The 13,728-nt window shown below is 61.2% G+C and carries 13 protein-coding genes; 7 read left to right on the plus strand and 6 right to left on the minus strand.

Annotated elements, in window-relative coordinates:
* Positions 1–43: 43 nt before the first annotated feature.
* Positions 44–784: a hypothetical protein gene (locus tag JJD74_RS07790; protein ID WP_200612650.1), complete on the plus strand. Its 741-nt coding sequence runs from the start codon at positions 44–46 to the stop codon at positions 782–784.
* Between the two features lie 140 nt (positions 785–924).
* Here the strand turns inward: JJD74_RS07790 and JJD74_RS07795 are convergent, their stop codons facing one another.
* Positions 925–1,782: an SDR family oxidoreductase gene (locus JJD74_RS07795; RefSeq protein WP_047304167.1), complete on the minus strand. Its 858-nt coding sequence runs from the start codon at positions 1,780–1,782 to the stop codon at positions 925–927.
* A gap of 188 nt (positions 1,783–1,970) precedes the next feature.
* Between JJD74_RS07795 and exbB the strand changes: the two genes are divergently transcribed.
* The 6 genes from exbB to JJD74_RS07825 all read left to right on the plus strand — a co-directional run bounded on the left by exbB (position 1,971) and on the right by JJD74_RS07825 (position 8,874).
* Complete coding sequence (gene exbB, locus JJD74_RS07800; protein ID WP_200612653.1) at positions 1,971–2,924, plus strand: tonB-system energizer ExbB; 954 nt, start codon at positions 1,971–1,973, stop codon at positions 2,922–2,924.
* Positions 2,925–2,930: 6 nt separating this feature from the next.
* Positions 2,931–3,359, plus strand: coding sequence for a TonB system transport protein ExbD (gene exbD / locus JJD74_RS07805; protein ID WP_042561763.1), 429 nt, complete (start codon positions 2,931–2,933; stop codon positions 3,357–3,359).
* Positions 3,356–4,102, plus strand: a complete 747-nt coding sequence (locus JJD74_RS07810) for a TonB family protein (protein ID WP_042561764.1) — start codon at positions 3,356–3,358, stop codon at positions 4,100–4,102. The genes exbD and JJD74_RS07810 overlap by 4 nt, the downstream gene beginning before the upstream one ends.
* Before the next feature lie 277 nt (positions 4,103–4,379).
* Positions 4,380–5,309, plus strand: a complete 930-nt coding sequence (locus JJD74_RS07815) for a hydrogen peroxide-inducible genes activator (protein ID WP_042561765.1) — start codon at positions 4,380–4,382, stop codon at positions 5,307–5,309.
* A 9-nt stretch (positions 5,310–5,318) separates the two neighbouring features.
* Positions 5,319–7,394, plus strand: coding sequence for an ATP-dependent DNA helicase RecG (gene recG, locus JJD74_RS07820; RefSeq protein ID WP_047304172.1), 2,076 nt, complete (start codon positions 5,319–5,321; stop codon positions 7,392–7,394).
* Positions 7,395–7,473: 79 nt separating this feature from the next.
* Positions 7,474–8,874 (plus strand): aminoacyl-tRNA deacylase and HDOD domain-containing protein, encoded by a 1,401-nt coding sequence (locus tag JJD74_RS07825; protein WP_115146639.1) that lies wholly within the window; start codon positions 7,474–7,476, stop codon positions 8,872–8,874.
* 125 nt (positions 8,875–8,999) lie between these two features.
* On the opposite strand, the gene JJD74_RS07830 is transcribed toward JJD74_RS07825, so the two are convergent.
* From JJD74_RS07830 to JJD74_RS07850, 5 genes are all read right to left on the minus strand, one after another.
* Positions 9,000–9,383: a helicase gene (locus JJD74_RS07830; protein ID WP_200612656.1), complete on the minus strand. Its 384-nt coding sequence runs from the start codon at positions 9,381–9,383 to the stop codon at positions 9,000–9,002.
* A 240-nt stretch (positions 9,384–9,623) separates the two neighbouring features.
* Positions 9,624–9,995, minus strand: a complete 372-nt coding sequence (locus JJD74_RS07835; protein ID WP_200612659.1) for a hypothetical protein — start codon at positions 9,993–9,995, stop codon at positions 9,624–9,626.
* Between the two features lie 10 nt (positions 9,996–10,005).
* Positions 10,006–10,506, minus strand: a complete 501-nt coding sequence (locus JJD74_RS07840) for a hypothetical protein (protein WP_200612662.1) — start codon at positions 10,504–10,506, stop codon at positions 10,006–10,008.
* 37 nt (positions 10,507–10,543) lie between these two features.
* Positions 10,544–11,272, minus strand: coding sequence for a hypothetical protein (locus JJD74_RS07845; protein ID WP_200612678.1), 729 nt, complete (start codon positions 11,270–11,272; stop codon positions 10,544–10,546).
* A complete protein-coding gene (locus tag JJD74_RS07850) occupies positions 11,269–13,719 on the minus strand; it encodes an alpha/beta fold hydrolase (protein ID WP_200612681.1) in 2,451 nt (816 codons plus the stop codon). The genes JJD74_RS07845 and JJD74_RS07850 overlap by 4 nt, the downstream gene beginning before the upstream one ends.
* Positions 13,720–13,728 lie beyond the last annotated feature (9 nt).

Below are 13,728 nucleotides of genomic sequence, written 5' to 3' on the forward strand. Positions count from 1 at the left end.
CGCGCCGACTGCTCTGCAAGAAAGGTTTTGAAAGGATTCCACCATGCGCAAAGCGCTTGCTCTCTCGCTGTTCGCCATTTTCCTCGGCGGCTGCGCCAGCGACCCTGCCGACCGTGACATCAGCGGCACCTGGATCAACCAGGTGGCGATCGATGCTGCCACCCAGGGCGGCTCCCTGCGCGAAGCACTTCAGGCTTACGGCCCGAACCTGGAATGGGACGTCAACACCAAGGCCGGCCAGGCACGCTACACCAACGGTTTTGAGAAAGTCGAAGGTCGGCTGCTGGGCGAACAGTCTGGTGCCTGGAAAGTCGACTTTTATGGCAGCTCCGCCAGCGAGCTGAAACGCGCCGGCAATCAACTGCAACAGGCCGCCAGCGACAACGAACCGGAACAGCTCTTCGACCGCGCACAGATCCCGGTGCCCGAAGGCGCGCCGATCGGTGCGAGCTTCGAACGCGCACTGTATTCAACCTACATGGGCGGCACCTGGAAAATCGCCAATGGTCAGGGCGAAGGCGGCACCGTGCAGTTTCAGGCCGACGGCCAGGTCTCCGGCCTGCCGGGCGCCGATCGTTACGCGTTGTGCCTGGCGGGCGATTGCGCATCGATGAGCAGTGGCAACGACAGCATGTGGTTGCAGCAGAACGGCCAAGGCAACAACTGGATCTTTGTGCGCAAGGGCAAGGAACTGGAAATCCTGCAAGCGGTGAACACTGCTCTGGCGGATGAACAACCGCAGTTCACCGCAGGTGAGCGCAAGTGGTTGCTCGAGAAGCAGTAACCCGCTGCTGAAATCATCGAAGGTCCAAATGTGGGAGCGAGCCTGCTCGCGAAAGCGGCGTCACAGTCAGCAGAGATGTTGAATGTGACGACCCTTCGCGAGCAGGCTCGCTCCCACAGTTGTGTTGTGGAGCCTGAGATTCAGCATTTACCTTCGAGAATCGCCGCATACCCTTCTCGATAACTCGGATACTTTGGCGCCCAACCCAGCGCTTTCGCCCGCGCGTTGCTGCAACGCTTGCTACCGGTACGCCGAACGCTTTCATCTTCCGACCATTCAGTGACCCCAATAAACTCGCGCAACCATCCCACCACCTCGGCCAGCGGCGCCGGCGCATCATCGACACCGATGTAGACCGGCTCAAGCGCCACGCCCCGACGGTCAGCCTCAAGCAGAAACGCCAACAACCCCGCCGCGTCATCAACATGAATGCGATTGCCATACAACGGCGGATCAACGGCCACTCGATAGCCACGCCGTACCTGAGTCAACAGCCATTCCCGGCCCGGGCCGTAAATACCGGTCAGGCGCAGGATGCTCGCCGGGATACCACTGTTGAGCGCTACCTGCTCGGCTTCGAGCATCAACCGACCTGAGTAACCGGAAGCGGCGGTCTCGCTCGTTTCATCAACCCACTCGCCGTCCAGCTGTCCAAAAACACTGCTGCTGGACACGAAAATCAGCCGATCCGGTACTTGACCATAGTCGTCCAGCCAACTCAGTACATTCTGCAAACCCTGCACATAAGCCGCGCGATAACCGGCCTCATCGTGATCGGTGGCGGCGGCGCAATACACCAGGTAATCCACGGCACCGACCGGCCAGGTCGCCGGGCAGTCTTCATTGAACAGGTCGCCGGCGACGCCGATGACCCCTTCAGGCAGACGCGAGACATTTCGGCGCAAGCCATGAACTTCCCAACCGGCAGCCAGCAATTGCGTGGCCAGACGGCTGCCGACATCACCACAACCGGCGATCAAAACAGAAGGCGCGGACATCAAAAAACTCCCATCGGAAAGGCACAGACTAGCCTCGGCAGGGGACGAGCGGCTAGCAATGAAGGAAAAAAAGTTACTCTATTACTTTTGTTAACAAGAATTACTTGCAATAATGTCTGCCACTTTTGTTCTCGGCCTCACGAGGCCTGGAAGAGCATTACCGTTTTTCTATCTCAGGTCCGGCCAGCATGAATCGTAATCAAATCCCCGCTTCGCCAACCAAACGACCTCGCGCCTGGAGCGCGGTGGCGGCTCTGTTGCTCAGCCTGATGCTGTCGCCAACCGCCGCTTTCGCCGACGCTCAGGCACCTGCTGCTCCAGCCGCCTCCGAACAGAGCGCTCCAGCGGCGGCTGCACCGGATGCAACAGCTCCGGTTCAAACCCTCGACGCCACACCTGCCGACGCACCAGAAGCCCTTGAATCCGACAACACCCTGGGCATGGCCCACGACCTGTCGCCTTGGGGCATGTACCAGAACGCCGACATCATCGTGAAAATCGTGATGATCGGCCTGGCCATCGCGTCGATCATCACCTGGACCATCTGGATCGCCAAGGGCTTTGAGCTGATGGGCGCCAAGCGTCGTCTGCGTGGTGAAATCGCCGCCCTGAAGAAAGCCACCACGCTTAAAGAAGCCAGCACCACTGCCGCAAAAGAAGGCACGCTTGCCAACCTGCTGGTCCACGACGCCCTTGAAGAGATGCGCCTGTCGACCAACAGCCGCGAGAAAGAAGGCATCAAGGAACGCGTCAGCTTCCGTCTCGAGCGTCTGGTCGCAGCCTGCGGTCGCAACATGAGCAGCGGCACCGGCGTACTCGCAACCATCGGTTCCACCGCACCGTTTGTCGGCCTGTTCGGCACCGTGTGGGGCATCATGAACTCCTTCATCGGCATCGCCAAAACCCAAACCACCAACCTTGCCGTCGTGGCACCTGGTATCGCTGAAGCGCTGCTGGCTACCGCACTGGGTCTGGTGGCTGCGATTCCTGCGGTAGTGATCTACAACGTGTTCGCGCGCTCCATCGCCGGTTACAAGGCGCAGGTCTCCGATGCCTCGGCAGAAGTCCTGCTGCTGGTCAGCCGTGACCTCGATCACCAGCCTGAGCGCAGCTCGCAACCGCACATGGTGAAAGTGGGGTAATCGGCCATGGGCCTGCATTTGAAAGAAGGCGCAGACGACGATCTGGCCGAGAACCACGAAATCAACGTTACGCCGTTCATCGACGTGATGCTGGTGCTGTTGATCATCTTCATGGTGGCCGCGCCGTTGGCCACTGTAGATATCAAAGTCGACCTGCCCGCCTCGACCGCCAAGCCGGCGCCGCGGCCAGAGAAACCGGTGTTCCTCAGCGTCAAGGCTGATCAGCGCCTGTTCCTCGGCGAAGACGAAGTGAAGCCTGAAACACTGGGCGCCACCCTCGACGCCAGAACCAAAGGCAAGAAAGACACCACCATCTTCTTCCAGGCCGACAAAGGCGTGGATTACGGCGACCTGATGAGCGTGATGGATAACCTGCGTGCCGCGGGTTACCTGAAGGTCGGTCTGGTCGGGCTCGAGAGCGCAGTCAAAAAATGATCACGACGCGCCATAAGCTGACGCGTTACAGCGGTAGCCTGGCCGTGGTGCTGGGCGTTCACGCGCTGGCCATCGCGCTGGCGCTGAACTGGACCACCCGCCCTCCCATCGAACTGCCTCCCCAGGCAATGATGGTCGAGCTGGCTCCGGTTCCAGCCCCGCCACCGCCAGCTCCGCCAAAAGTCGTCACCCCGCCGCAACCACCGGCTCCGGTTGAAGAACTGCCGATTCCGAAACTGGCCGAAGCACCGAAAGCCGAAATCGCGGTGCAGAAACCAAAACCGAAGCCGAAGCCTAAACCGCCGAAGCCTGTCGAGAAAAAGCTGCCCGATCCGCCGAAGGAAAAACCTTCCGAGGAAAAACCGGCCGACACACAACCGACTCAGGCGCCAACGGAGAAATCCGCTCAACCTGCGCCAGGCCCGTCGCCAGCCCAGATGGCTGCCAAGGCCAGCTGGCAAGGCACCCTGCTTGCGCATTTGGCCAAGTACAAAAAGTACCCGCAAAGCGCACAGGCTCGGGGCAAGGAAGGCTTGAATCGTCTGCGTTTCGTGGTTGATGGCGAGGGCAACGTGCTGTCGTTCGAACTGGTGGGCCGCTCCGGCAACGCAGATCTGGACCGGGCCACCCTGGAAATGATCCGCCGCGCACAACCGCTGCCCAAACCGCCGGCCGACATGTTGACCAATGGCTCGATTGAAATTGTTGCGCCGTTTGTTTACTCGCTGGAACGCCGTCGCTAAGACACACCGCAATACCTGTGGGAGCGAGCCTGCTCGCGAAGAGGCCGTGTCAGCCCGCATATTTTTTCTGGCACACCGCTTTCGCGAGCAGGCTCGCTCCCGCAGTGGCTATCCGCAAGCCGATAGATCCAGCCAAAAAGGCACTGAAAGGTGCCTTTTGCATATCTATGCACGGCAAACCGGCATTGCCCTGTGTCGCACTCCTCCCTCAGTCTGATAACGTGCGTCTATCGATTGCAGCCGGTATGCTTGGCCCGCATCTTCATGGACGCTTGCTATGACCCTCACAGAATTACGCTACATCGTCACCCTCGCCCAAGAGCAGCATTTCGGCCACGCCGCCGAAAAATGCCACGTCAGCCAACCGACCCTGTCGGTGGGCGTGAAGAAACTTGAAGACGAACTCGGTGTGCTGATTTTCGAGCGCAGCAAGAGTGCCGTGCGTGTGACGCCGGTCGGCGAAGGCATCGTCGCCCAGGCGCAAAAAGTACTGGAACAGGCCCAAGGCATTCGTGAGCTGGCCCAAGCCGGCAAGAACCAGCTGACCGCTCCGCTGAAAGTCGGCGCGATCTACACCGTTGGCCCGTACCTGTTTCCACACCTGATTCCACAACTGCACCGGGTCGCCCCGCAGATGCCGTTGTATATCGAAGAAAACTTTACCCACGTGCTGCGCGACAAACTGCGCAACGGCGAACTCGACGCGATCATCATCGCCTTGCCGTTCAACGAAGCCGACGTGCTGACCCTGCAACTCTATGACGAGCCGTTTTACGTCTTGATGCCAGCGCAGCACCCGTGGACCCAGAAAGAAACCATTGACGCCGGCCTGCTCAACGACAAGAGCCTGTTGCTGCTCGGCGAAGGCCACTGCTTCCGCGATCAAGTACTGGAAGCCTGCCCGACCCTGACCAAGGGCAGTGACGGCGCCAAGCACACCACGGTCGAATCCAGCTCGCTGGAAACCATTCGCCACATGGTCGCCTCCGGTCTGGGCATCTCGATCCTGCCGTTGTCGGCGGTCGACAGCCACCACTACGCCCCGGGCGTGATCGAAGTGCGGCCCTTGTCGCCGCCGGTGCCATTCCGCACCGTGGCGATTGCCTGGCGCGCGAGTTTCCCACGGCCCAAAGCCATCGAAATTCTCGCCGACTCCATTCGCCTGTGCTCGGTGGCCAAGCCAGCGGCACCGGTTACAGCCGGTTAAGCGAGCGTCATGACAGAGCTGTCGCAAGTGTCGGTGACGGCACTCAAGGGTGTCGGCGAAGCCATGGCCGAGAAATTGGCCAAGGTCGGTCTGGAGAATCTCCAGGACGTGCTGTTCCACCTGCCACTGCGCTATCAGGATCGCACCCGCGTGGTGCCGATCGGCCACTTGCGGCCGGGACAGGATGCCGTGGTCGAAGGCACTGTCAGCGGCGCCGACGTGGTCATGGGCCGTCGCCGCAGCCTCGTCGTGCGCTTGCAGGACGGCACGGGCGGCCTGAGCTTGCGCTTCTACCATTTCAGCAACGCGCAGAAAGAAGGCCTCAAGCGCGGCACGCGCATTCGCTGCTACGGCGAAGCCCGGCCCGGTGCGTCGGGACTGGAGATCTACCACCCGGAATACCGCGCCATCACGGGCGACGAGCCGCCGCCGGTGGATGAAACCCTCACTCCGGTCTATCCGCTGACCGAAGGCCTGACCCAAGCGCGCCTGCGTCAACTGTGCATGCAGACCTTGACCCTGCTCGGCCCGACCAGCCTGCCCGACTGGCTGCCGACCGAACTGGCCCGCGACTATCAACTCGCGCCACTGGCCGATGCGATCCGCTACCTGCACAACCCGCCCGCCGATGCCGACGTCGACGAACTCGCCCTCGGTCATCACTGGGCCCAGCATCGCCTCGCCTTCGAAGAACTGCTGACGCATCAACTGTCGCAGCAACGTCTGCGCGAAAGCATGCGTTCCCTGCGCGCGCCAGCCATGCCGAAAGCGGAAAAACTGCCGCCCAAATACCTGGCCAACCTCGGCTTCGCCCCGACCGGCGCCCAGCAGCGGGTCGGGAACGAAATCGCCTACGACCTCAGTCAGCACGAACCGATGCTGCGGCTGATTCAGGGTGACGTTGGCGCGGGTAAAACCGTGGTCGCCGCCCTCGCCGCGCTGCAAGCGCTGGAGGCCGGGTACCAAGTCGCGTTGATGGCCCCGACCGAAATCCTCGCGGAACAACACTTCATCACCTTCAAGCGCTGGCTCGAACCGCTGGGCATTGAAGTCGCGTGGCTGGCCGGCAAGCTCAAAGGCAAAAATCGCGTCGCCGCGCTGGAGCAAATTGCCAGCGGCACGCCGATGGTGGTGGGCACGCATGCACTGTTTCAGGAAGAGGTGAAGTTCAAGAACCTCGCGCTGGTGATCATCGACGAGCAACACCGCTTCGGCGTGCAGCAACGTCTGGCGTTGCGGCAGAAAGGTGTCGGCGGGCGCATGTGCCCGCATCAACTGATCATGACCGCCACGCCGATTCCGCGCACGTTGGCGATGAGCGCCTACGCCGACCTCGACACCTCGATCCTCGACGAATTACCGCCCGGGCGAACCCCGGTCAACACTGTGCTGGTCACTGACACTCGCCGCGTCGAAGTCATCGAACGGGTCCGTGGCGCCTGCGCCGAAGGGCGTCAGGCCTACTGGGTATGCACGCTGATTGAAGAATCCGAAGAGCTGACCTGTCAGGCCGCCGAAACCACCTTCGAAGACCTCACTGCCGCCCTTGGCGAACTGAAAGTCGGGCTGATCCACGGCCGCATGAAACCCGTCGAGAAAGCCGCGGTGATGGCCGAATTCAAGGCCGGCAACCTGCAATTGCTGGTCGCAACCACGGTGATCGAAGTCGGCGTCGACGTCCCGAACGCCAGCCTGATGATCATCGAAAACCCGGAGCGCCTGGGCCTGGCGCAACTGCACCAATTGCGCGGTCGCGTTGGCCGAGGCAGTGCGGCCAGCCATTGCGTGCTGCTCTACCATCCGCCGCTGTCGCAGATCGGCCGCCAGCGTCTGGGCATCATGCGCGAGACCAACGACGGTTTCGTTATCGCCGAAAAAGACCTCGAACTGCGCGGCCCCGGCGAAATGCTCGGCACCCGTCAGACCGGTCTGCTGCAATTCAAAGTCGCCGACCTGATGCGCGATGCCGACTTGCTGCCCGCCGTGCGCGACGCCGCCCAAGCCTTGCTGGAACGCTGGCCGACCCACGTCAGCCCCTTGCTCGACCGGTGGCTGCGCCACGGGCAGCAATATGGCCAAGTGTGAGCACCGTCGCAGTTTCTGACAGCCTGCTCTTACAGAGCTGGTTATACTCCAGCACTTGTTTCAAAAACGGATCCAGACCATGACCGAAGCTGCTCTCGCCACCGAATCCCCGCACGCTCCGTCTGTTATTCGGCTGCTGCTGGACAAGCTCGGGATCGCCTACGAAGAAGTGCTCGACCACCACGGCCTGAATGCATCGCGCAAGGTCCAGGCCGTGTTGCTGGACGACGCTGTCGGCGCGCTGATGGTGCTATTTCCACAGAGCCAACTGCTCGATCTCAATCGCCTCGCCGAACTGACGGGCCGTCGTCTGACCGCCGTGTCGACTGAGCGCCTGCAAAAAATGCTCGGCAAACACAGCCTGAGCCTGTTGCCAGGGCTGCCGGCGCTGACCAGTTCGCCATGCCTTTACGAAGAAAGCCTGCTGCGCGAGCCGAAGTTGCTGATCAACTCCGGCGAACCGGGCGTGCTGCTGGAAATCACCAGCGAACACTTCAAGACCATGCTCACCAAGGCCAGCGCCGCCAACTTCGGCGAGAACCTGACCAGCATTCGTCCGAACCTCGACCGCCCGGATGACGACCGCAAGGAAATCACTCAGGCTGTGCAGGCGTTCACCGCGCGACGCATCCAGCAGCGACTGGAAGCAACCATCGAAATTCCGCCGCTGGCCGAAACCGCACAGAAGATCATCAAGCTGCGCGTCGACCCGAATGCCACCATCGACGACATCACCGGCGTGGTCGAAACCGACCCTGCGCTGGCCGCGCAAGTGGTGAGCTGGGCGGCGTCGCCGTACTACGCCTCGCCGGGCAAAATTCGTTCGGTGGAAGACGCGATCGTCCGCGTGCTCGGTTTCGATCTGGTGATCAACCTCGCGCTGGGCCTGGCCCTCGGCAAGACATTGAGCCTGCCGAAAGACCACCCACAACAAACCACGCCGTACTGGCAGCAGTCGATCTACACCGCTGCCGTCATCGAAGGCCTGACCCGCGCCATGCCGCGCGCCCAGCGCCCGGAAGCCGGCCTGACTTACCTTGCCGGTCTGCTGCACAACTTCGGCTACCTGCTGCTGGCCCATGTGTTCCCGCCGCACTTCTCGCTGATCTGCCGTCACCTTGAGGTCAACCCGCACCTGTGCCACAGCTACATCGAGCAACACCTGCTGGGCATCAGCCGCGAACAGATCGGCTCGTGGCTGATGCGCTACTGGGACATGCCGGACGAACTGGCCACCGCCCTGCGCTTCCAGCACGACCCAAGCTACGACGGCGCCTACGCCGAATACCCGAACCTCGTGTGTTTGGCCGTACGCCTGCTGCGTAGCCGTGGCATCGGCTCCGGCCCGGATGAAGACATCCCCGACGCCCTGCTAGAACGCGTCGGCCTGACCCGCGAAAAAGCCAACGACGTCGTCAGCAAAGTCCTCGAAGCCGAAGTCCTCCTACGCGAACTGGCCTCGCAGTTCAGCCAGGCCTAAACGCATCGCGGGCAAGCCCGCTCCCACAAGATCTATGCGATCCCTGTGGGAGCGGGCTTGCCCGCGATGAATCCAACTCAATCTATCTGTCTCACCACAACAACCTTTCGACTCAAGCCCGTGTATCAAGCCTTAGGCTTGGCCTTCCTCGGCTTCAAATACTTCATCAACCCCTGAAACCACATCACCAGCGCCGGATTGCCCTTGATCTGGATCGACTTGTCCTGAATCCCCTGCATAAACGCCAACTGCTTGTTCTTCGCCTGCATCGTGGCAAAGCCATAACCCGCATCTTTAAACGCAATCGCAAACGCCGGCTCTGCCACTGCGCCAGACTTGCTGGTAATCCGCTGATTCTTCACCACGAAATGCCGCGCCACCTTCCCGTCCAGCGTCTGCATCTGAAACACCAGATCCTTGTCCCCCAACTGCTGCTGGAACGCGGGATTTGTCCGGCTGGCCTTACCCATCAACAAACCCAGCATCCACAGAAGAAAACGAAATTTCATGCGCACAGCCTCAAAAGAAAAATGAACGGCCGGGGCAGTGTAAGGGATTCGGGCGATAACGCCACTATTGGCAAACGTTGGAAGAGGATGCTGTTATTTTCCTGCACGATGACTACCAAGTCACACCTCTCCTACACGTACCTATAAGCATCTGCCGGCGCAGCGAACGCCGGCGCAGAGAGCAGCAACGACAGGCTGCCCGCGAGATAGAACTGATTCATCGGGAATTCCTTTTCGCCGTTATCCGGCCGGTTTTTCCGTCAGACAATTTGCGTAGCCATCGGCGAACCTGGCGTCGAAAGACAATTCCACCGGCTCGTCCAGTTCCGCCGAGGTATTGAGCAACACGCGCGTTGCCGGGGTGTATTTGATCCAGCCAATGGTGCCGGTGCCGTCGGTGTCAAAGAACAACTGCGCTCGAACGGTTTCACCGTCATCGTCGTCGATAAGCAGATTGACCTTGTCCTTGCCGACGTACTGAAACGGGAAGTCGCTGCTCCTGACCATTTCGGTGAGGTAGCCATAGCAACTACCCTCACTGGCAATCGCCGGCATGGCGTAAGGCAAAAGCAGAAGCACACTCAGCACGGGCCGAATGAAAAAACGGTTCATCCCATCATCCTTAATCAAGCGGCGGCGATTCCGCGTCGGTCATGCTCAGCAGCCGGAATTCGTTGCTCACAAACTCGTAGTAGCGATCCCGGTTGACGCTTTCTAGCGAATTCCCCTGGGCATCTTCTTCACCGTCGAGGGTGATGCCGGAAATAAGGATCAAGCGGCTGTCAGGTTGGTAGAGCATGGCGAACGTGCTGCCGTCGTAGGCATTCGGCAGGCCGCCAGCGACTTCTCCGGTTTGTGCATCGAGGACTTCGGCGCAGATGGCACCGCCGCCACAACCCAGCGGATTGAGAATGTAATGGCCGGCGAAGTTGACCTTGCCTTTCAAGGCCTTCGCTCGCGCACTGTCCATCACCGGATTGCTGTTTTCCTGCGGCACCAGCGCATGGTGGGGGCCACTGAAAATTGGCGCGACGGGATAATCCTTGAAGTCGGGGTCGGCGGCGAATGCCAGTGAAGCGGCGAACAACAAGATGCCGCTGAGTAAAACCGAAAATCCTTTCACGCTGTAACTCCATATATGCGACATACCGTCGGGATGTTCATTGGAAGGCAATGCCACGCACCGCTGTCTTGATCTGTTCGAACCCTTGGGCGCTGATCGACAACGGCGTGGCTGAGCCTGATTCCGCCGAGCCGATCAGCACGTCTTTGCCCCGCAGCAGGCAAAAGGCGACGCGGGTGATATGGCGTCGTGACTTGTCGTGGAAACCGAAGATGAAACCCGACGACTTCTCCCCGCCCCATTGCTCGAAGGTATAGGTGTTCGCGCGACCCGCCAGCGAATTGGGCACCCAGCCCTGATCGGTGAGCGTCGCCGGGCACTTCCGGTCGTTGTCATCACGCAGGACTTGCACCGCAAACGCGTCGTCCTCTGGAGGTTTCCAGTCGGTGAGAAGGGAAAAGTACTCAGTGTTTTCACACATCAGGCCAAACCACGGCTGACTGAGGTTGGCAGGTTTCTCGAAGTGCCACTCGGCGCCACTGGACGTTTGCGCTTGCCACAGCCGGGGGGCGCTGGAGGGTTTGGGTAGTTGTTTGGCCGCGACAAACACCGGATAGAAATCGTCGAACGTCAACCATTGGTCCTGCACCAGCTGCATGGAAAAGCGGCAAGAGTCCATGTCGACAACGGTCTCGGCAGGGCCACTGGCAATGGTCGACTGGCCGGGCGCGTTACCGAGCAGCACGGTATCTGCGGCAACGCCATAGCCCGCTTGTGCAAGCGCAAACAAGCCGAAGAGCAACCCGCGAAAGCCTTGAATGCTCACTTCATATCCTTCGAATTGATCAATTCCAATTCCCCATCCCGATACACCACCTCACACCCCACCCACGCCGGATCAACCTGTGGCATCACCGCCGACGGCTTGCGCAATTCACGCAACAACGTCGAGCCATGCGACAACCGCCCACCCATCCGCGCAATCACCGCCCGCGCAGCTTGATAGTGCGCATGTCGCCCGGGATCGAGCGTGTCCTCCAGCAAAATGTCCTTCCCGAGAACACCCCGCACCTGCCCCGGATAAATCATGAACCCGGTGGCCTGCTCCGATCCTTCACGACCGTCCTGCCAGAAGCTACCGTCGCGGCTGCGAATGTCGAGATGCGGCGCGAACCAGTGCTCGCGATCCGCCGGCGGCATCGCGTGATGCAGGCGGAAAAATATCCGCATCAGGTTATCGCGATACCACTCGCGCACTTGCAGGTAGTAGCCGCGCAGGCCCGGTAGTCCAGTGGAATGAGCGAGGCGGATCAACCCTGACCATTGCGGGAATGGCTGGAGCGGCAATTCGCTCGCCGCTGGCCGAGGGGTGGCCGGATCGGTCTCCCAAGGCAATCGATGCGGACTGTTTTCAAGGTTGTCGTACGCGGTCGGCGGGCGGCCCAGCCAGTCGCCGCCACTGCTGGCCAGTGCCGTGGCGATGCACAGATTGCCTTGCACCACAAACACGTAAAACCGGGTGAACCAGTCCGCCAATTGTTGGCCGTCGGCACCTTGGGCGACGAGTTCGGCAAGCTCTTGATCGAAGCGCTGCAAGCCACGCTCAAGGGTCAGCAGATGACCACGGGCAATACGCTGCATGCGCAGGAACAGCGGTAGCGAACGCAGCATTTTCAGCGGTTGCCACGGCAGATGCGGGGTCGCGCCGCCGACTTCACCGGCATAGTTGCTGGCGCTGATGCCCCAGTCGGCGAGTCGGGCGAGGAACAGGTCGTTGTTGATGTAGGACGCGCCGCCGAACACAGCGGTGAACGGCTCGTTGTCCTGCAACACTCGCGCATCCCACCGCGCCATGATCGCCGGAATACTCGCTGCCGCGCGGCGCTGAGCGTACTCGACAAAAACGCTCGGTTGCGGCGGCAGGATCTCCGCGATGTTGGCAGCGGTGAGGTGCCGGCGCCAGCCGTAATCGCTGATCGGCCGGTATTGCAGCAGCCACAGTTGTGAGCCGTCCCAGGCCCATTCGACGTCGCCGGGCACGTAGTGGAACACCCGCAACACGTCTTGCAGAAAGTGCCAGAGCAGGTCTTCGGTCAAGCCGTGGGATGGCGTGAATGTGCCGCTGCGCCACGCATCGCCGAGCCGCGAAAGCGTTACCCGCGAGGGACTGGCGTGACCGTCGGCGAGCGATTCGAGATGGCCTTCAACCCATTCGAGTTCTACCGAGAGATGTCGCACGAAAGCTATCCCGGACACTAGCGGCGTGATGAAGCGCTGCACCACCACTTCCTCGACGCCTTCGGCGGTCAATTCAGCGATGCGATTTGGCACGTTGGCGGTCGGCTCGCGCAGGTAAGTCGTGCTCAAACCGGCGTTGGCCGAGTCGGCCTGATCTTCGCCATAACTGGAGGAGCGCACCGCCCAGGTCACGTCGGATTGGGCGGCGAGAAACGCCGGCAGACGCGGATCAGCGCAATCGTTAAGCGTCAGCGCCGCCGGCACCGGTTGCCGGGCCAGTTCAGCCAAGCGCAAACGCCCGCCCTTGGTGTGCGCAACAAACCCGCGCTCGCCCGACTCCAGCCACTGCGCGAACTGCGCGGGCGCGTCGATCCACGGGTAATGCCCCCAACCGGGTTTGAGGCTGATGGTCAGATCAGCGCGGGCCAGAATCGCCGACCACGCCGCCGCTTGCTCGATGCCCAGCACGTTGTCCTGATCTCCCCAAACCAGCTCGACCGGATCGGTGATCCACTCCAGCAGCGGCAGCGCAGTATCGGCACGAATCAGATCCCAGTGCGGCACAAACGCACGACAGCGCGCATAGCCGGCGCCCATGCGTTGGTACTGCGCGGGCGTCCAGGTCTGGTTGGAGAACTTGCGCGCGAACAGCGTGGGTTTATTCGACAGCAACCAGTGAATGGTCTTGCGGATCGGCAGCGGCGACATCAATGCCGGCAAGCGACGCTGCCACAAAAACGCCCCGACCGGCGCCAGCAAAACACTGCGAGAAAAGTGCCCGGGCCGACGTTGCAACGCATGCAGCACCAGCAAGGCATTGACCCCGACCGCCATGATCGCACTGCCCTGCTCCGTCATCGCCAGCAAGGTCTGCGCGTAGTCCGCCAGTTCCTCGCAGGGTGGCTGCGGATTGGCGCCGAAGCCCGGCAACTCCAGCGGCACCACGTCGTAGCGCTGAAAGTGCGGCAACGCATCGTCCCACCAATCGGCGGCGCTGCCGTTGCCGGCCAGCAGGTACATCAAGGGCTTGCTCATGAGCGATCC

The sequence above is a fragment of the Pseudomonas sp. MF6776 genome (genome assembly GCF_016613125.1).
In the GTDB taxonomy this organism is placed as follows: Bacteria; Pseudomonadota; Gammaproteobacteria; order Pseudomonadales; family Pseudomonadaceae; genus Aquipseudomonas; species Aquipseudomonas iridis.

Excerpts from the sequence above, each read along its gene's own strand:
- JJD74_RS07790 (WP_200612650.1), top strand. The coding sequence starts at position 44 with ATGCGCAAAGCGCTTGCTCTCTCGCTGTTCGCCATTTTCCTCGGCGGC.
- JJD74_RS07795 (WP_047304167.1), bottom strand. The coding sequence starts at position 1,782 with ATGTCCGCGCCTTCTGTTTTGATCGCCGGTTGTGGTGATGTCGGCAGC.
- exbB (WP_200612653.1), top strand. The coding sequence starts at position 1,971 with ATGAATCGTAATCAAATCCCCGCTTCGCCAACCAAACGACCTCGCGCC.
- exbD (WP_042561763.1), top strand. The coding sequence starts at position 2,931 with ATGGGCCTGCATTTGAAAGAAGGCGCAGACGACGATCTGGCCGAGAAC.
- JJD74_RS07810 (WP_042561764.1), top strand. The coding sequence starts at position 3,356 with ATGATCACGACGCGCCATAAGCTGACGCGTTACAGCGGTAGCCTGGCC.
- JJD74_RS07815 (WP_042561765.1), top strand. The coding sequence starts at position 4,380 with ATGACCCTCACAGAATTACGCTACATCGTCACCCTCGCCCAAGAGCAG.
- recG (WP_047304172.1), top strand. The coding sequence starts at position 5,319 with ATGACAGAGCTGTCGCAAGTGTCGGTGACGGCACTCAAGGGTGTCGGC.
- JJD74_RS07825 (WP_115146639.1), top strand. The coding sequence starts at position 7,474 with ATGACCGAAGCTGCTCTCGCCACCGAATCCCCGCACGCTCCGTCTGTT.
- JJD74_RS07830 (WP_200612656.1), bottom strand. The coding sequence starts at position 9,383 with ATGAAATTTCGTTTTCTTCTGTGGATGCTGGGTTTGTTGATGGGTAAG.
- JJD74_RS07835 (WP_200612659.1), bottom strand. The coding sequence starts at position 9,995 with ATGAACCGTTTTTTCATTCGGCCCGTGCTGAGTGTGCTTCTGCTTTTG.
- JJD74_RS07850 (WP_200612681.1), bottom strand. The coding sequence starts at position 13,719 with ATGAGCAAGCCCTTGATGTACCTGCTGGCCGGCAACGGCAGCGCCGCC.